The 17,939-nt window shown below is 54.7% G+C and carries 14 protein-coding genes and 1 tRNA gene; 7 read left to right on the top strand and 8 right to left on the bottom strand.

Annotated elements, in window-relative coordinates; all coding sequences use genetic code 11:
- Nucleotides 1–118 precede the first annotated feature (118 nt).
- The 3 genes from K239x_RS09605 to topA form a co-directional block, all read right to left on the bottom strand.
- A complete protein-coding gene (locus K239x_RS09605; RefSeq protein ID WP_145417606.1) occupies nt 119–898 on the bottom strand; it encodes an ABC transporter ATP-binding protein in 780 nt (259 codons plus the stop codon).
- Nucleotides 899–1,460: 562 nt separating this feature from the next.
- On the bottom strand, nt 1,461–1,685 hold the full coding sequence (locus K239x_RS09600) for a DUF6800 family protein (RefSeq protein WP_419189878.1): 225 nt from the start codon (nt 1,683–1,685) through the stop codon (nt 1,461–1,463).
- Between the two features lie 27 nt (nt 1,686–1,712).
- Nucleotides 1,713–4,466: a type I DNA topoisomerase gene (gene topA, locus K239x_RS09595; RefSeq protein WP_145417605.1), complete on the bottom strand. Its 2,754-nt coding sequence runs from the start codon at nt 4,464–4,466 to the stop codon at nt 1,713–1,715.
- A 724-nt stretch (nt 4,467–5,190) separates the two neighbouring features.
- Between topA and K239x_RS09590 the strand changes: the two genes are divergently transcribed.
- The gene (locus K239x_RS09590; RefSeq protein WP_145417604.1) at nt 5,191–7,773 is read left to right on the top strand and encodes a hypothetical protein; all 2,583 of its coding nucleotides are present in this window, start codon (nt 5,191–5,193) and stop codon (nt 7,771–7,773) included.
- Between the two features lie 354 nt (nt 7,774–8,127).
- On the top strand, nt 8,128–9,006 hold the full coding sequence (locus tag K239x_RS09585) for a tyrosine-type recombinase/integrase (protein WP_145417603.1): 879 nt from the start codon (nt 8,128–8,130) through the stop codon (nt 9,004–9,006).
- A gap of 49 nt (nt 9,007–9,055) precedes the next feature.
- Here K239x_RS09585 and K239x_RS09580 read toward each other — a convergent pair whose 3' ends face one another.
- Both K239x_RS09580 and K239x_RS09575 read right to left on the bottom strand, forming a co-directional pair.
- Complete coding sequence (locus K239x_RS09580; protein WP_419189877.1) at nt 9,056–9,475, bottom strand: thioredoxin family protein; 420 nt, start codon at nt 9,473–9,475, stop codon at nt 9,056–9,058.
- A 100-nt stretch (nt 9,476–9,575) separates the two neighbouring features.
- Complete coding sequence (locus tag K239x_RS09575; protein WP_145417601.1) at nt 9,576–9,791, bottom strand: hypothetical protein; 216 nt, start codon at nt 9,789–9,791, stop codon at nt 9,576–9,578.
- A 61-nt stretch (nt 9,792–9,852) separates the two neighbouring features.
- Here K239x_RS09575 and K239x_RS09570 point away from each other — a divergent pair, with 61 nt between their 5' ends.
- The gene (locus K239x_RS09570) at nt 9,853–10,128 is read left to right on the top strand and encodes a GIY-YIG nuclease family protein (RefSeq protein WP_145417600.1); all 276 of its coding nucleotides are present in this window, start codon (nt 9,853–9,855) and stop codon (nt 10,126–10,128) included.
- A gap of 461 nt (nt 10,129–10,589) precedes the next feature.
- On the opposite strand, the gene K239x_RS09565 is transcribed toward K239x_RS09570, so the two are convergent.
- The gene (locus K239x_RS09565; protein ID WP_145417599.1) at nt 10,590–11,093 is read right to left on the bottom strand and encodes a hypothetical protein; all 504 of its coding nucleotides are present in this window, start codon (nt 11,091–11,093) and stop codon (nt 10,590–10,592) included.
- A gap of 102 nt (nt 11,094–11,195) precedes the next feature.
- Nucleotides 11,196–11,269, bottom strand: a tRNA-Val gene (locus K239x_RS09560).
- Nucleotides 11,270–11,695: 426 nt separating this feature from the next.
- Here K239x_RS09560 and K239x_RS09555 point away from each other — a divergent pair.
- Nucleotides 11,696–11,914, top strand: a complete 219-nt coding sequence (locus K239x_RS09555; RefSeq protein WP_145417598.1) for a hypothetical protein — start codon at nt 11,696–11,698, stop codon at nt 11,912–11,914.
- Between the two features lie 83 nt (nt 11,915–11,997).
- Here the strand turns inward: K239x_RS09555 and K239x_RS09550 are convergent, their stop codons facing one another.
- Nucleotides 11,998–13,812: an ABC1 kinase family protein gene (locus tag K239x_RS09550; RefSeq protein WP_145417597.1), complete on the bottom strand. Its 1,815-nt coding sequence runs from the start codon at nt 13,810–13,812 to the stop codon at nt 11,998–12,000.
- A gap of 138 nt (nt 13,813–13,950) precedes the next feature.
- On the opposite strand from K239x_RS09550, the gene K239x_RS09545 reads away from it, so the two are divergent.
- From K239x_RS09545 to K239x_RS09535, 3 genes are all read left to right on the top strand, one after another.
- The gene (locus K239x_RS09545) at nt 13,951–15,495 is read left to right on the top strand and encodes an ABC transporter permease family protein (RefSeq protein ID WP_145417596.1); all 1,545 of its coding nucleotides are present in this window, start codon (nt 13,951–13,953) and stop codon (nt 15,493–15,495) included.
- Nucleotides 15,496–15,646: 151 nt separating this feature from the next.
- The gene (locus K239x_RS09540) at nt 15,647–16,678 is read left to right on the top strand and encodes a DUF1570 domain-containing protein (protein ID WP_419189876.1); all 1,032 of its coding nucleotides are present in this window, start codon (nt 15,647–15,649) and stop codon (nt 16,676–16,678) included.
- Between the two features lie 387 nt (nt 16,679–17,065).
- Nucleotides 17,066–17,899: a fumarylacetoacetate hydrolase family protein gene (locus tag K239x_RS09535; protein ID WP_145417594.1), complete on the top strand. Its 834-nt coding sequence runs from the start codon at nt 17,066–17,068 to the stop codon at nt 17,897–17,899.
- The last annotated feature ends 40 nt before the right edge of the window (nt 17,900–17,939 follow it).

Genomic DNA, 17,939 nt, shown 5'->3' with positions numbered 1-17,939 from the left:
TGTCGTCGAGAATTCCAGGCAAACAGATTTCTTGCTTGCGGAACTATAGGCGGGAGAGGCGTTTAAGTTGTTAAATCAAAACAACCCGCTGGCTGCTTCTCCCGCTTGATGATCGCCACTAAATGTGAGCGCCCTTGGTCAACGTGTGAAAAGCGTCGTCCAAGGTGACGTCGCCTTTTTGTCGTAGTCCAGCGACATCGCCGTCGTAGACCAAACGTCCTTCGTTAATCATGACAACGCGACTGGCCATCGCTTCGACTTCTTGCAGGATGTGCGTGCTCAAGAGAATCGTTTTGGTTTCGGAAAGTTTTCGCATCGTTTTGCGAACGCCCCGAACTTGGTTTGGATCCAATCCCGCAGTCGGTTCGTCCATGATCAGCACATCGGGCTCGTGCAGCAACGCTTGGCTCATGCCGACCCGCTGCTTGAAACCTTTGGACAATTTGCTGATGGGTTTGTAGACCACCGACGACAGGTCACAGATGTCGATCACCGCATCGATGCGATCTTTCTTGACCGTTTTGGACAGCCCACGAGCGTCTGCGAAAAAATTCAGCATGCCCATCGGCGTCATCTCGTAGTACAGCGGGCCACTTTCGGGCAAGTAGCCCAAGTGTTTGCTGCCTTCGATTCGGTCTTCCATCATGTTGTGACCAGCGATGCGGGCTTCGCCTTCGCTGGGAGCGATGTAGCCGGTCAACATTTTCATGGTCGTGCTTTTGCCGGCACCATTGGGACCGAGAAAGGCAACCAATTCGCCTTCGCGGACCGAAAAATCGACTTCGCGTGCGGCGGCAAATGGTCCGTAGAACTTGCTCAGCCCGACCGCTTCGATCATGGGGCGTCTTGACTCGCCGGCGCGTGATTCGTCGGTTTTTGACTCTGCAGGGGACGTCATCAGTGAATCCGTGGGAGGAAGTCGCCGGAAAAATCGGCGGTGAAAAACTTCAGCATTCTGTTACGACGTTTTTTTGGGGTGGGTTCGCGTTGCCAGATTTTTTTCTGGAGGATTTCGCTCAGGCGTCGACCACAGTGTTCAGGCGTCCACTGCAGGCCGATCCAGCCCATTGCCGGAGACATTCTCCATCTTGCCGCAGACATCAGTCCGATCCCCAAAAGCGTCGACGTGCGAGAGACCGTCGCTGATCGACTTTCAACCCTCGTCCAAAACAACCTAACCAGCTCGTCGCGACCGGTTCGGCACAACTGCGCACCATCGCTTCGACCCGCTACCTACGTTGGGCGATCGCAGAAACGGGTTGTCCCTGCTCCCCAGTTGTGACCGCTAGCGGCTCAAGCTCGTGAACTGAATCCGTGAGCCGGTGTTGGCTGGGTTGGGTTGGCTGCCGTCTCAATTTAGCCGCCGTCAGCGCACACTGAACCAGACGGTTCAGGCAAATCGTGCCACTGCTGCGATATCACCAGCCGATGAATCGGCCATGACGTATGCGAAACAGGGCTTACTCCCAGCCTTCACGCTCGATGATCACGTTGGCACCTGGTGTCAGTTTGCGAAGCTTTCGGATCGCTTCGGCCTTGTCCATCGTGCCTTTTTTGACACGAGCAACAATCATCGCCGTCTTCTTACGGCGTGTTCTAAGTCGACGAATTTCACGGACACGTTCAATTCCAGCAGTCATCATTTTCTCCGAGAGGATCAGTTTTTGAGTGAGCGAGTGGCTCAAGGTTATACGGTTAAACGACTTGCGCCGCTATTCCGCCGTTTTTTTCTTTGCAGCAGCCTTCTTTTTCGCCGGAGCCTTCTTCTTGGCCGGCTTCTTCTTAGCTGCTTTTTTCTTAGCCGGAGCCTTTTTCTTGGCGGCTTTCTTCTTGGCTGGCTTTTTCTTTGCCGCCTTCTTTTTCTTTTTCTTCTTTTTGGTCGGTCCCTTTGCGGCTCGTTCGGCCAACAGGTCCAGAGCCGCCTCGAACGTCATTTCTTTGGCGTCCATTCCCTTACGAAGCGACGCGTTGGTTTCGCCATCGGTCACGTACGGACCGAATCGCCCATCCAAAATCTTGACTTCTTTCTCCGTGATCGGCGATGGCTTTTCGTACAGTTTCAGAGGTTCTTTGGGTGTTCCCCGGCCACGTGTCTTGGGTGCACGCAGCAGTTTAATCGCATCGTCCAAGGTTACTTCCAGCGGCGATACCCCAGCAGGAAGCGACCGCGTGTCTTTTTCGCATTTGACGTAAGGCCCGTAGCGACCATCAAACGCTTGGATCGGCTGTCCATTGTCGGGGAAATCGCCCAGTGTCCGTGGCAATGTCAACAGCTTGCAAGCCATTTCCAAAGTCAGGTCGGCGACCTCCATACCCTTCAGCAGTGACTGATTCCGCTTCTCTTCGTCATCAGGTTCGCCCAACTGGATGTAAGGACCAAAGCGGCCGACCTTGATGAAAATCGGCTTGCCGGTCTCGGGGTGAACCCCGATTGGCTCCTCTTCCACTTCGCTCTGCGACAGCAACTCCATCGCTTTGCCAAGATTCATTTCGTCCGGGGGCAACCCGTCGGGAATCGACGCTTTGCGTTCGCCCTGTTCGATGTACGGACCATATTTGCCAACACGAACAAACACCTCTTCGCGGTGTTCGCCTTCGGTTGGCGTGCCCAGCAAAAACATCGCCGTTTGCTTGGCGTCGATCTTTTCCAGCTTGTCCTTCAGCCGATCCCGCAAACCAACATTGTGTTTGTCATCGGAATTATCGCCAAAGTAAAACTTCTTCAGATACTCCAGGTGCCCCGCTTCTTTGCGACTGATCGAATCGAGGAAGTCTTCCATCTCGGCCGTGAATTCGTAATCCACGAGCGGGCCAAAGTGATCCTCCATCAAACGCGTCACACTAAACGCACGCCAAGACGGAACCAACGCCGACCCTTTTTTGCCGATGTACCCACGTCGTTCGTTGGTGATCGTGCCGATGATCGACGCATAAGTACTCGGGCGACCGATGCCTTTTTCCTCCAGCGTTTTTGTCAGCGATGCCTCGGTAAACCGAGCAGGTGGCTGAGTTGTATGGCTCTTGGGATCCAGATCTTTTGCGTCCAGCGGATCGCTTTCTTCAACGGCCGGTAGCAGACGCTCCTTGTTTGCGAGTTCGGCTTCCGGATTGTCGCTGCCTTCGACGTATGCCCGCAGAAAACCCTCGAACAAAATGCTCGTTCCGCTTGCCGTAAAGACCGCTCCGCCGCCTTCGATGGTCACTGCGATCCGCTGCTTCTTTGCATCCGCCATCTGACAAGCAATCGTTCGCTTCCAAATCAGTTCAAACAATCGGAACTGATCCGAATCCAATTCGCCTTTCAGTGTTCCAGGTACTCGAAACGGGGTACCCGCTGGACGAATCGCTTCGTGAGCCTCTTGAGCGTTCTTTTCCTTTGACTTGTACAGTCGCACTTCAGGGTGCAAGAACTTTTCGCCGTACTCGCTACGGACCAAATCGCGTGCCGCGCCGATCGCTTCCTTCGAAAGCGTCGTACTGTCGGTACGCATGTAAGTAATGTAACCATTTTCGTACAACTTCTGAGCCGCACCCATCGTTCGTTTCGCAGTGAACCCTAACTTGCGGTTAGCGTCTTGCTGAAGCGTACTGGTCGTAAACGCAGCTCGCGGGCGTTCGGTAAACGGTTTGACTTCGACCTTGGTGACTTTAAAATCCGCCGCCTTCAATCGTTCGGCCAGTGCCTTCGATTCGGCTTCGTCCATTTGCAACAGAGCCGGCTTTTTCAGCTTGCCTGTCGTCGAATCGAAATCCTTGCCCGATGGAATTTTACGGCCGTCGACGGTCGACAGCGTGGCTTCCAAATTTTCGCCTTTGCCGGTCTGAAAAACCGCTTCCAAATCCCAGTACGTCGAACTGACAAATGCGATTCGCTCGCGTTCGCGTTCGACAATCAATCGCACGGCCACACTTTGCACACGGCCAGCACTGGTACCGCTACCGATTTTTCGCCACAGCAACTGTGACATGTCAAATCCGTACAGACGGTCCAAGATCCGGCGTGTCTCCTGAGCGCGAACCATGCCATCGTCGATGTCGCGGGTGTCCTGAAGAGCATGGGTGATCGCTTCCTTGGTGATCTCATGAAACACCATGCGATGCACCGGCACCTTGGGCTTCAGAATCTCCAGCAAGTGCCAGCTGATCGCCTCTCCTTCGCGGTCTTCGTCCGTCGCGAGGTACAAGTTTTCGCAGCCCTTCAGGGCATCTTTGAGCTTCTTGACCTGCTTCTTCTTTTCCGCCGGAACGATGTAGAGCGGCTCAAAATCGTCGTCCACATTGACGCCCAAGTACGCCCATTCCTCTTTCTTGTATTTTTCGGGGACGTCCTTCTTGCCTTCGGGCAAATCACGGACGTGCCCAATACTCGCTTCGACCTGGTAGCTGTTGCCCAAGTACTTGGAGATCGTTCTTGCCTTGGCCGGGGATTCGACAATAACCAGGCTTTTGCCGGTGCTTTTAGCCATTCAAAACGCGAATATCGAGGGAGCGAAAATGTGAAGTAATCAAATGGTCGCGAAGATACCGAACTTCGACCAATTCGTCTCTATTTAAATATCAACTCTAACTATTCATCAACAGCGATGGAGCAGCATTGCAACGGGCACCACTCCCACGAGCAGCTTCGTCACCAGGCAGTCCTTGATCGGGCAGCCCAAGTGCTGTTGGACGCACACTGCAGACCGATTCCCCCTGAACAACCCATAGCTCCCAGGGTGACATCCTTGCGGATTTGACACCCCGATTCAATGTTGTCTCACCGGATCAGGTGGGCTCGAAAGTCGTCTCGCGACCCGCCAATCCGATTTCCGCCTCAATTCTTGCTTGCCAGTAGCGATCTCGCCTTGACCCTGAAAAACGGGCGGCGATACGCTTTCCGTTTCGCTAGCAGTCAAAACAGTGAGCCGGTTTGCCTCGTCTACCGGTTTGCGAAGATCCCCTATTGGTGCCACACTCACAGATTGGCTCTGATAAGTGACTTCAATTGTTCTGATCTGCAACCAGCAAATGAGGTCCCGATCCTCTGGATGCAACATCCAGTGGGATCTGGTTGGCCAAAAGAGTTGGTCGCGGCAGCCTCGCTGTCAAGGCGACATCCCAAGTTTATCGATCCGAAGCGGTCCGGCCTGAGCTTGCCAACCGTGATCAGATCATCACCTTTCCCGCGCATTACGCCGAAAGTACGCCGTTATGAGTCCCTTTGAGATATTTCGCCGCAATCTCAAGCCAGCAATGGTTGTGCTGGTTGGATTGTCGATGTTCGCCTTCGTCGTACTGCCCGCCATGGAGCAGTACCTGCGATCAGGGGCAAGTGGTGGCGCTGACGCCAAACTTGCCGAAATCGATGGCGTCGCGATCAATCGCAGCCGTGTCGACAACTTCACACGTAACCACCAAACCACCGTCCGATTCCTACGCGAGTTGGCCGAAGAAACCATCCAACGCGGCGGAGCGCCTCGAACACCTGGTTTTGCAATCGACCCGCAAACCAAACGGGTTCAACAAGTCGGTATCAACGACAACCCCAGCGAATTCGGTAGCGTCCGGACCATGCAACTGGCCTCCGAAGCCAACAAAGCAGGCTTCGAACTGGACGATACGGCCATCAAATCTTGGCTCTCCAAGTTCACCGACGGCACCATGTCGGACACCGAAATTATTGGCCTGCTGGCCAAAACGTCGCGCAATAGCATGGGCCAGTTCCACCTGTACGAACAACTTCGCAGCCAACTGCTCGCATCGGTTTACCAACAAAGCGGCACCGCAGGATTGGTCACCAAACAGCAACAAGCTCTGACCACACCGACTCAGCAGTGGTCCAACTTTTTGAAACTCAACCGACAAGCCACTGTCGCTGCCTACGGTTTGCCAGTTCAGGACTTCTACGAAAAAACCAACGCAAACCCTTCGGCATCCGTCATCCAAGCGGTTTACGAAGAGGGCAAAGAACGTTTCCCGAATCGCCAGTCACCTGAACCAGCGTTTCGCAAACGTGATACCGCGACCTTCGAGTTCGTCGCCGCCGACATGAAATCGTTCATCGACCGCGAAGTCGAAAAACTGTCGGACGATGAGATTCGCGCCGAGTACGAAAAGCAGCTCAAAGGCGGCGCGTTTGAGATGCCCAAATTTGATCGCGAAGAAGTCCTCAAGCAAGCCGAAGAAATGAAGGCTGCGATCGAAGCGAAAGCCGCTGCCGAAAAAGAAGCAGCCGCGACCGAAGAATCGCCCGCTGAAAAGTCCACTGAAAAAATGGACGAAGCTAGCGAAACCAAAGCAGACGCAGCCAAAGCGACCGAGCCAGACACCGCGGCAGCGAAAGCGATGCCTGCAGAAGATTCACCTGCAAAGGAATCACCTGCCAAAGAATCGCCAGAAGCTGACGCACCCGCAAAAGCCGATACGGCCGACGCCAAGAAAGCGGCAGCGGACACAAAAGCAAAACTGAAAAAGCAGGTCGACGATTTCCAAAAGGAAATTGAAACGGTCCGCGAAGACGCCGCGGCAGAAGCAGACGCCGATCAGTCCTCCAACACTCGCACTGACAATGGTGTCCGACTCGTCGCTTTCCAAGACGACAAAAAGGAAGCCGAAAAAGCTAGTGATGAAGCTGCCAAGGCCACTGAAAAAGCTGAAGCCGAAGCGGACGACAAAGCTGCGGAGATGAAAGAAGACAGCCAGGCGACTGAGACTGCCAAAGCATCCGACGACGCGAAAGACTCCGGCGACGCCAAAGCGGATGCCGAAAAAGCAGACGACGCCGATGCCAAAGACGCCGAGGCCGACGCGAAGGAGGAAGCTCCCAAAGTCAAACCGTTCGAGGAAGTCCGCGATGAAGTGGCTCGATCAATGGTTCGATTCACCGCCGGCAAAAAACTTGACGAAGCGATGACAAAGGTACGATCCGAAATGCGATTGTATTTCAACAAACGCGCCATCTTCGAATCCAACCAGTCGATCGGACAAGACGGAGAAGCACCTACCAAACCCGATTTGGAAAAGATGGCTGCCGACACCGGTCTGGTCTACGGAAAAATTGGTCCGCACGATGTGTCCAGTATTTCCGACGAACCGATCGCCAGCTCGGTCGAAATGGGCACGTCACTTCGCGACCGTGGACCACCATTCACCGCAATGATGTACGGCCTGCCTTACATGGGACAACAGATGCCCAAACAGCAACTGTATTCGCCACTGGGCACTGTGGACACGCAAGCCGAGCGATCTTACATCACTTGGAAAATCGACGAAAAAGACGCTTACATTCCAGAACTGGATGAAGTCAAAGACGAAGTCATCGCGTCGATCCGAATGGACGAAGCTCGTGACTTGGCTCGCGCTGCTGCCGATGAATTGGTGGACAAAATCGAGAAGGGCGAGAAACTAGAAGACCTCGTCCCCGAAGACAAAGCGTTCATGTACAACACCGACCTGGGACCATTCAGCTGGATGCAGTCGTTCGGTTTCGGTGGTGCATTTTTAGGCAACGTTCCGAAACTGGATTCGGTGGGCGAAGAGTTCATGGAGAAGGTGTTCACGACCGAGCAAGGCAAAGTCGGCGTCGCTGCCAACTTGCCCGAACGAGTCATATACATCGTCCAACCGATCGAGCTCCAGCCAACCTTGGAAGATCTACGTGAACGCTTCAAGCAACCACGCGATCGCATGATGGCATCGACGCTCGGAAACGAAGATGCCGGCACGGTCTACCAAGGATTCTTTGAATCAGCCGACAAGCGAACCGGTTTCGAGTACCAAGTGCCCGAAGAATAGGCCTTGGCCAAGACGACAAATATCTAAAACGCACAACCTACGCGGCCATCGGCCGCGTAGGTTTTTTCGTGCGCTTTCGATTCCATGCCAACGCTGTCCATTCAAGAATCAAACGCATGACCACGCCCAGTCGGAACTGATTGGACTTTCCAATCTCGCGCGCGCACCGACCGCGCACCCGAAGAGCGTAGCGCACGGCGTGCATGGACGCCGCCGGTTTTTCGCCTATCGGTGGCTCGGAATTACCGACCTTTTTGATGTCGCACTTTGCACCGATTTGTGACTGTAGAGATTTCGGGGCTGAAATGGGTGTCGTGCCGAATTGTTGAAAATTTTGGAGAGGACTTGGACTTCATGAAGAACGAAGACATTACCGCCAGCCGTCTCGACGCATTGCATCGGCAGACTGAAAGGTTCGTGCAGTTCGCTGGGGAGCTTGAGCCGGTGACATCGATTAAGTCTCCGATTCTTCTCCAGTACTACAACCACCTTCTCGAACTGGGGATATCTGACTCGTACAAGCGCGACTGTTGGGCAACTGCCAAGCAGATGATTCGATTTGCTTGGGAGCAAGAGATTCTCTCTGACTTACCACGGAACATTGATTCGTTCTCGATCGCGATTGGCTTGCAACAGCTGGTGCTGTTCGAGGGTTACGAGATTCGGATGTTGGTGGACGAATCGTCCGAGCGATCGAAGTTGTTCTGGCTATTGATGCTCAACACCGGGATGCAACAGAAAGACGTGGCGAACTTGAAGCACTCAGAAATCGACCTGGAAGCTCGGACGATCACTCGGAAGCGTGGGAAGACAAAGAAGCACGACAACGTCCCGTCCGTCACCTATGCTCTCTGGGATTGCACAGCGGAGCTGCTGGAGAAGTACGTCACTGAAGGCGAACCAGCTATCAAGAATGTGTCTGGCGGGTCGTTGTACACGGAAGCGACGAAGCCAGACGGGAAGCTCAAGAAGACCGACGCGATCAAGAGCGCCTACTTCCGTGTTTGCAAGAAGACGGGGCGGGCCAAACCGCTGAAGGCGCTACGGAAGTCAACAGCTACGTTCATCGAGAACAACTACGACGAACCGTTGTCTCAGTTGTTCCTCTGCCATGCTCCCAGATCGGTTGCCGGTAAGAACTACGTTGTCCCGTCGATGGATCGGCTGGCGGAAGCTCTACGGTCGGCGGAGGAGCACTTCTTCCCTGAAGTGGAAGCCGAGTCCAGCGAATGAATCAATCGCTGCAATGGCTCGCTGGGAAGCAGGGAATGACTCACTTCAATTACTCCGTCATCGACTCTAGGTGAGACGCCAGCAAGTCCGCCGAGATTGGAAAGCTCTCAGTCCTAACAGGCTCGCCACCTTGGAAGAACACGTACGTCGGGCAGATCGTCCCACCGTACTGTGAGACGAGCTTGGCGTTTGTATTAAAGTCAACTCGTACAACCTTCGCTCGTCCCTCGAACTGTCCGCCCAGATCGACCACTGGCTGTTTCATTTGACGGCATCGCTCGCACTGGTAGTCGACTCCGAACTCAACGAGGACGGGTAGTTCGCTTTCTGCAACGAAGCTCTGCAACTCCGACCCTCTGACTGTCGTAAGCGACGGTGCTTCGGCGACTGTTTCGACGTTGCTGCCGGAGCAACCGACGAACATCGAGGCGAATGTTAAGAAGAGCAGGCAATACAGCAGATTGGTCATGTTTTCCATTCCGTGTAATTGGTTTCTGCTGTTACGCGGCTCGGCAGTGATGGTTCATGGATTCGCTAAAATCATCGGCTGGTCAGTACGGGATCGACACCTAACGACTTCGACCCTTGGCCTGCTTGAGCCCCTTGGCGACGATGTCAGCAGCATCGGCAGCAGACAGGTCTTCCAAGAGATCGAAGAACGTGGCAAGCACACGCTTGGTCTCAGCAGCATTGATGCTGACGCCGTCCGTGTCCGCTTTCCGTGCGACGTTGTTGTACATCTCGTTAAGTGTAAGTGACTTCTTTGCTGCTTTCTTCTTGGCCATTACTTGCTTCCTTGGGTAGTCGGAAAGGCGGTAGTGTAGCAGGGGCTGGTGGTTGCTGGCGATGGCCGCAAGTGCCGGTACAATGTTCGCCGGTCAGATCGATCTGGAGGTACATCGCAATGTCAAAGGTGAGTCTGTGCAAACCTACAAACAGTACATATACGGGCTCATCGACCCGTTGCAGCCGGAAGCCGTTCGCTACGTCGGTCGTACCAACGACATCGAAATGCGTTTGCGCACTCACATCTCCGAAGCGCAGTCTAACTTCACGATCAAGGATGTGTGGCTGAGCTTCGTCTCCTTCAGTACCTCGATGAGCAATACGGTCCGATCGTAAAAGAGGAGACACAGCCAGTGCCAGTACACCGGATAAGCGAACACTCCTCAACGTCGATGGCATTTACCAACAGTTGATACAACGCTTCAACCTGGAGCTGTTCACTGATTCCGCTGGCATCCAGCGGTCACTCTAGCCGTGTGATCGGCGATCTCCCATTCCTTCTAGCAGGGGAGCAATTGCGAACCCGATATTTACTCGTGGGCTTTATCCAGAGCGTACGATAGCTTCGGGAGCCTCCAGCAGAATGGAGACCGTGTCAGAGCGTGATGATCAATTGTGTCCGTCTGCGCCTGAAGTACATGCTTTGCATCTCCAGCCCATTTAAGTGTACTACATGCCGTTTCAATTCCCCAACCACAACGTGAAGTACCCTTACATCGTGGTGATTGTCCGTCGCTGCGCATGCTGACGCCGCCGAATCTCTACCAAGGTTCGGCGGCGTTTTTTCATGCCCTGTCTCAACCCGCATAATCGGACACCCTCCGGAAGGTATACTTCACCTGGAAGCAACCCGTTCGCGACAGGTGCCGGTGGGAGACACCGGCGATGCTTCCTTTCTTCGCCACTGACAGCTTCTCACTGGCTGCGTATTCCAACCAGCTTTCAGCGATGGACTTGTCCGTGACTTCTACGTCTCCGACTCGGATGATCCAGGACCGGGCTTCGCGGAAGTGCTTCCAAGACAGAGAGGAAAATCGGTCACCCAGGTGACCAAAATCAACATAGGTCATGCGACGGGACACTGCAGTTGCCTTCGCCAAACCAAACTCGTCTGCAATTTCCTGATCAGTCCGGCCATGCTCCGCATGCAACTCCTGGAACAACCGGCCTTGCTCCCACTTACACGCACCCTCGGCTTGGAGGGATTGGCGGATCTCCTCCTGGACCTGCTGCTCGGTTCGAGCTTCGGCGGGTTCGTGGATGGCGTTACCTGCCAGACCGAAAGAGAAGGTCTTATGCAATTGCCACCGCGTTCCCAGATGGTTTCCGGTGGCAAAGCCTGAGGGTGGCAGGTTCGGCGATTTTGAATCGCCATAAGCCCATGTGGATAAAGGACTTAAGAATGGGCGTTGAGGGACTCGAACCCCCGACATCTTCGGTGTAAACGAAGCGCTCTAGCCAACTGAGCTAAACGCCCTTTCGCGGTGACACAATAGCTGACGCTTGGCTGTGACACGCTGGGTGGTCGTGAAGTTCGACCACCGATTGCTTTGGTTCACCCATCATCGTCTGAGCAATCGTGATTGCTGAATGTTGATTGGATGCTTTTCGCGGACTTTCGTCTGCAACGTGGCAAATTCTAACGATTGATCTGGTCAGGTGGCAATGGGCGACCCACGCGGTTCGGCGAGTTATTTTGCCGCTCCCAAAAGCCGCCCCGAGCGGAATCGCGATTCACACCGCAAATCCCCCGCTATGGCTGACGCTGCCAGCAGACGCCGCCCAACCTGCAAGGTCGACCTGATCGAGACGACGGGATTGATTGACGACGGAGCGGCGGATGTGGCCGGATTGTTCCGATGCTGGGATTGATCCTGCTTGGTTTCAATTCTTCGGATATTCCATGTCGTCGCTCTCCCCGTCTTCTTCGCTGTCATCGAGCGCTCCCAGCGAAATTGCCCCCGGCCAATTGCTCGATGAACTGGAGCAACGCCAAAACGACGTGCTGGCACAGCTTGACGAACTCGATGCCAAGCTGACCGAAGTGCTCAAGGGACTCGGTGCGACGATGGACGGGGAAGAAAAAGACAGTGACGCAGAAGAGCTACCGATGGCGGCTTAGCGTCAACGGCGGAGCGAGTGGCTGATACGAGCAATTGATTTCGCCGCGGAATCAGACCGCGGCCAGGCGGGCTACAAGCGTCCTTAGTTGTCGTTGTCTCGCGTCAGGTGACCGCTACGGTTAATAGCGATCAACAGCCACATCATCACGGTGACGCTGCCGGTGATTCCGGCGATGCCCATGACGCTCAAATCCTGCATGCCCAGCACCATGGTGTCAGCGAAAAACAGGGGCGGGACTTTCATGGCCAGCATGACCGACGACCCTAGGAAAACGGCGCTGGCCATCAGGCCAAGCACCAAGCGGTTGACGCTGGGTCCCAGACGTTGATGTTCTAAGTTCACACGCACTTCGCCTCGCCGTGCTTGCTGGACCAGCGAGAGCAATTCATCGGGAGCCGTCTCCATAAAGTTCTCGGCTTCCAGATAGATTCGTCTCGCTTGCCGTAGCCTTCGCTGCGGACTCATACGACGAACCATCGTTTTTCGCATAAATGTTTTGACGACATCCAGCGAATCAAAACTCGCATCCAACTCGCGTAGCGTTCCTTCCAGCGAGATCAGCATCTTCAACAGCAGCGCCGACTGATTGGGTAGTTTGATGGCGTGCGCGTGCAGAATTTCGCTGAGTTCATTGAGTGCACCGGTGAGATCAAATTCGCCCAAGTTCTGACGCCCAAAGGTACCGACAAACTCGGCGACGTCGATCGACAGCGCTGAATCGTCCAACGTGGGCGGTGGGTTTCCGATGCGGCGGATCAATCGCGTCAGACGGTTCTGATCGCCTCCGGAGATTGCGACCAGCATTTCTTCGATCGTTTCGCGCAGCGTTTCGCCGATCCGACCGGTCATCCCAAAATCAAGAATGCCAAGGCTGCCGTCCTTGAGCACATAGAGATTGCCACTGTGGGGATCGGCGTGAAAAAGCCCATGATCAAACAGCATGGTCAGATACACATTGGCGATCGTTTCGCTGAGTTGCTTTTTGGTTTTCGCCCGTTCCGTTTGCGCCCAGTCTGACTTGGACGAATCCGTCGTTGCCGAAGCGGTATCCGGCGAGATGCCCGTTTCGCGCCCCGTCTGCGAACCGGTGCTCGCCGCGATCTTTGCATTGGCGCTGGACAGGTTCACATATTGCGCCAGCGGTTGACCATCCAATTCGTCCATCACCAACACACGTCGTGCGCACAGATGCTTGATAGGTCGCGGTACAGTGACAGCGTGTTTGCTTTCCGAAAGCATGTCTGCAAAATGATCCAAGTTTTGACGTTCACGCCCAAAGTCCAGCTCGCGTGTGATCATCGGGGCAAGCTGACCGACAATTTCGGCCGGCGCCCAGGCCGCGAAAGTATCGACGCGTTCAGCCAGTTGAGCGAGACCTCCCAGCACTTCGATGTCTTGCCGGATCGTGTGTTCGATACCATGCCGTTGGACTTTCAAAACCACTTTGCGACCATCGTTCAACGTTGCCCGATGAACTTGCCCGATCGACGCGGTTGCCAGCGGATTGGGATCGATCGATTGAAAGTGCTGCTGGTAGCTTTCGCCCAGTTCGTCTCGCAGTGTTTGCCGTACGGTTTCGATGGAATCCGCGTGAACGTCGCCGCGAAGTTTTTTCAGTTCGTCGCCCAGTTCAGCACCGACCAAATCCGGGCGACCGGCCAGAATCTGACCGAGTTTAATGAAGGTGGGCCCGAGTTCGGTCAGAGCCATCCGGACGCGTTGTTCGCGCGAATACTTTGCCAACGGCACTCCGCCACGGTCTTTAAACGCGTTGCGAAACGGCAAGCGGCGATGCTGGCTGAGCCAATCTGCCAGCCCGTATCGGCGCAGCACTTTTAAGATTTCCCGCCATCGCTTCAGATTGCGATACAGTTGTGGGATTGCGGTAATCTTCATAGGGACGGAACAATTCCTAGCCAGGGATTAGGTCGATCCCGTGTTGGCTGCAAGGTGCTGGTTGAGCGGCGGTGGATGGTGGATGATGTATGATCGCAGTAATGCACTTATAGCCTAATTGTCGAGTTTGTTTGTTTCGTGTCGCTCTTATTGACTATCCAGTTGATGGTCGTCGCCGTGGCGATTGCAACGGTGGTCGGGGTTGTGGGGGCCTGGGCTGCCACGACGGCGAGCGAATCAGGAAGCCGCCTGGGACGCTTCGTCGGCGGCGTCTTTTTTCTTTCGATGGTGATTTGTGCAGCCTGTCCCATGATTTTGCATGCGGCCGCTTGGGAAGCCACGGCCGGTAAATTTGGCTGGCTTCCGCTGACCCAAGTGGGCGCAAGCCAAACGGGATCGCCCTACGGCGGGCTGGGCGGCGTGTTTCGCGGACTGGTTGCCTGCGGCTGGATTCACGGTCTTTTTGGCGGCAGCCTGGTCGCTCTGGCGACTTGGCATGGCACGCGAAAAGTGCCGGGTGCCATTATTCTGCAAAGTCGATTGGAACTGGGCCCCCTGGGATCATGGTGGCGAGTCCGATTGCCGCTGGCGTTTCCTTGGCTCGGTACTGCGATGCTGGCGACAGCCACTTTGGCCGCAACCGAAATGACGGTGGTGGATCTGTATGGCTACCGAACGTTGGCAGATCGTTTCTATCTGCAATACGTCGTCGATCCAACCGCCAACGCGATTTTGCAGACGACCGCGTTTCCCTTGCTGATCGCTGGTATGGGAATGACGTCTTTGTTCTCGCGGCTCAGCTCTTCGCAATCAGTTCAATCGTCGGTTGAATCGCAGTCGGAAAGAGTTTCGGCTAATAGCGAACCGTCGTTTTCCGCCGTCGTCTGGATCGCAGTTTGCGTGGCTGTTTTGATCTCGGCTTTGCTGGTCGCTATTCCGATCCTAGGCATCATTGTCAAAGCGGGACACGAAGTCGTGGTGTCGGGAGCCGATCGCTCGGTCAATTGGTCAGCAAGCCGGTTTGTGCAAAACGTATTGTCAGCGCCAACGACCTTTCATGCGGAATATCGCTGGACACTGGCGTTGGCTGGCATCACTGGCTTGGTTGCGGTCTGCGGCGGTTGGGTCCTGGCAGCGTGCTGGCGAACCAAACTTCGCTTCCGAACCACGATCGATTTGTTGACCATCGTGATGGTGTTGGTTCCTGGACCGATCGTAGGACTGGCGGTGGTGCGTTTGTTTCAGTTTGAATTGCCTGGATTCCGAACCCTTTACCACCAAACGCTCGTTCCTACCGTGATCGGATTGCTCATGCGTGCATTGCCGGTGGCCTACTGGATCATCCGCGCGGGCTACCACAATATCGGCGACGAAGTTTTGAACGCCGCAAGCCTGGACGCGACTCGATGGCAGCGACTGTGGTGGATCGAGCGACCGTTATTGATGCGTTCGTTAACGGCTGCTTTCTTGGCGGCGGCGATGGTCGCTTCGGGCGACGTGCCGGTCATGTTGCCCGTGATCCCGCCGGGAGTCACAACCGTCGGAACCCGATTATTTGAACAGCTTCACAGTGGCGCCCGATACCAGGAAGCGGCTCTGGCGTTTTGGTACGTGCTGGGAATTACCCTGCTGGCGGTGGTTTCGTGTCGTCTAAGTTTGGATCGCCGTGCTAGAATGCCGTAGTGATCTCTTGCCGCGGTGGTTTCCCTGGCATTTCTGACAGTTCTTTTCAATGTGATGGATGGTTATGCCACGGTTGGTGTGTCGACACGCTTTTGTATTGACTTTGGCGGTTCTTGCGCAGTCCTCGGCGCAGTTGCCAGCCGTGGAAACGGTGACATTTCGCGAAACGAAAACGGCCGAACCTGACGAAGCCGACACCGACGATCAAAAACTACGCACCGTCGTGGGCGAATTATTGGTCGAAGCCAAAGATGGCGGACTGATGCTGTTGGCCGACGACGGTCGCATCTGGACGATCCAACCGGAACAGATCCAGCATCGCAAGTCCGACGACACGACGCTTGTCCCGATCGACGACGACGAAATCCAGCGCCGCATGTTGGCCGAAATGCCTGCCGGTTTCAAAGTCTATCGAACGACTAATTACGTCATCGTCCACAACACCAATGTTGACTATGCTCGGCGAGTCGGCGGACTCTTCGAACAGCTCTATCGCAGCTTTTTTTCGTTTTGGAAGAACCAACGCTGGAAGCTTCCCAAACCACGATTTCCGCTGGTGGCGTTGGTACTGAATGACCACGATGATTTTTTGCGATATGGAACTGCCGACGTTGGTGAGACGGCCAAATCGGTGATCGGCTACTATCACTTGGCCAGCAATCGCATGATGACGTTCAACATGCCAAATTTTGAACGCAACATTGCCACGATCATCCACGAAGCGACACACCAACTCGCTTACAACTGCACCATGCAGCGGCGGTTCGCTGACAATCCCATGTGGTTGAGCGAAGGCCTGGCGATGTTTTTTGAGTCTCCCGACACGAGCAACCCACGTGGCTGGCGAGGCATCGGCCGAGTCAATCGCGTCAATCTGAATCGCTGGAATCGCTACCAACGCACTAGACCTGAAGAGTCCTTGGCAACGCTGCTTGCCAACGATGTGCGTTTTCGCAACGCCGCGTCGATGGAAGCCAGCTATGGAGAAGCCTGGGCGCTGACGTATTTTCTGATCAAAACGAAACGCAAACAATACACCCAGTACTTGAAGCAAATCAGCGAAGGGAAGCCATTGGCCGAACTGTCAGCAAAAGAACGAATCGATGATTTCGAGAAAGCATTCGACATGACATTGGTCGAACTGGATAAAGCTTTTGTGACGTACATGCGCCGCATACGCTAAATCAAAAACCTCGCTAATCCGATCCTTTGCTCAAGAAGGTCTCTGATTGCAGTGACCTACCTTCGCCGGAGACGCGGACTAATCCATGCTCCAGCGGATTGCGTCTGTAAGTGCATTGCGACAATCGGCCGGGCGAATCGTTTTTAGACGCACCGGACGGCTCGCGCCGTTCCGCTAGGAGTTGCCCCAGTTTCGAAAAGTGACTCGCCCTGCGGCAATCGGATGTCCAAGCAAACGATGCCAGTTTCCTTGCGGCAATTAGCCCCACGCAGCTCCTAATCGGACTGACTTTCACCGAGCGATGCGCGAGGTCGCTAGCCGACTGCGATCAAAGGCGATAAAGTTTGCCGGATCTACCAATCGATCCCTGAACTGCGAGTAAGAACGATGGCGCTGTGTCGGATTTTGAACGACGATAATCAACCTCAGGCAGCACTTTACGACAACGGTCGCGTTTGCCTGCTAGAAGGCGCTCCGAACGACTGCAGCCTGTTTGACTTGGCCAACCGCCAATTCTCCAGTGTGCCCCAAGATGCGAATTGGCAACCTGCGCCTGGCAAATTCTTGCCGCCAGTTCCAACGCCCGAAAAAGTCATCTGCATCGGCTTGAACTACCGTGATCACGCGATCGAAACGGGGTCAGAAATCCCCTCCGAACCAGTTGTGTTCAACAAGTTTGTCAGCACGATCATCGGCGACCAAGACGCGATCGTATTGCCCAAAGTTTCTGATCAAGTCGACTACGAGGCAGAACTCGTCGTCGTGATTGGCAAGGGTGGCAAACACATCAGCAAAGCGTCGGCGATGGATCACGTTTTTGGATACACGTGCGGTCATGACGTTTCCGCTCGCGACTGGCAAAAAGGCCGACCTGGCGGACAGTGGCTACTGGGCAAGACGTTTGACACTTTCGCACCGATCGGGCCGTGGGTCGTGACGAAAGATGAGATGCCCGACCCAAGTGATGTGCGTGTTCAACTGATTCTCAATGGCGAGACGATGCAGGACAGCACGACGGCGCAATTGATCTTTGACATCCCCGAGCTGATCGAACATGTGTCAAAGATCTGTAAGCTTCAACCAGGCGATCTGATTTTCACCGGAACACCGCCCGGAGTTGGCGCGGCGCGCAAGCCGCCTGTGTTCTTGAAACCGGGCGACATCTGCGAAGTAAAAATTGACGGAATTGGAACACTGACCAACCCCTGTGTCGCTGAGTAAATCGACCTGCGTATTTTGAGCGACGATTTCCAAGCGGCGT

This window comes from Stieleria marina (assembly GCA_007741555.1).
Lineage (GTDB): Bacteria > Planctomycetota > Planctomycetia > Pirellulales > Pirellulaceae > K23-9.
Note: the sequence above shows the minus strand (reverse complement) of the source record. Positions and strands in the feature narration are given on the sequence as shown.

Excerpts from the sequence above, each read along its gene's own strand:
- K239x_RS09605 (WP_145417606.1), bottom strand. The coding sequence starts at position 898 with ATGACGTCCCCTGCAGAGTCAAAAACCGACGAATCACGCGCCGGCGAG.
- topA (WP_145417605.1), bottom strand. The coding sequence starts at position 4,466 with ATGGCTAAAAGCACCGGCAAAAGCCTGGTTATTGTCGAATCCCCGGCC.
- K239x_RS09590 (WP_145417604.1), top strand. The coding sequence starts at position 5,191 with ATGAGTCCCTTTGAGATATTTCGCCGCAATCTCAAGCCAGCAATGGTT.
- K239x_RS09585 (WP_145417603.1), top strand. The coding sequence starts at position 8,128 with ATGAAGAACGAAGACATTACCGCCAGCCGTCTCGACGCATTGCATCGG.
- K239x_RS09580 (WP_419189877.1), bottom strand. The coding sequence starts at position 9,475 with ATGACCAATCTGCTGTATTGCCTGCTCTTCTTAACATTCGCCTCGATG.
- K239x_RS09575 (WP_145417601.1), bottom strand. The coding sequence starts at position 9,791 with ATGGCCAAGAAGAAAGCAGCAAAGAAGTCACTTACACTTAACGAGATG.
- K239x_RS09570 (WP_145417600.1), top strand. The coding sequence starts at position 9,853 with ATGGCCGCAAGTGCCGGTACAATGTTCGCCGGTCAGATCGATCTGGAG.
- K239x_RS09555 (WP_145417598.1), top strand. The coding sequence starts at position 11,696 with ATGTCGTCGCTCTCCCCGTCTTCTTCGCTGTCATCGAGCGCTCCCAGC.
- K239x_RS09550 (WP_145417597.1), bottom strand. The coding sequence starts at position 13,812 with ATGAAGATTACCGCAATCCCACAACTGTATCGCAATCTGAAGCGATGG.
- K239x_RS09535 (WP_145417594.1), top strand. The coding sequence starts at position 17,066 with ATGGCGCTGTGTCGGATTTTGAACGACGATAATCAACCTCAGGCAGCA.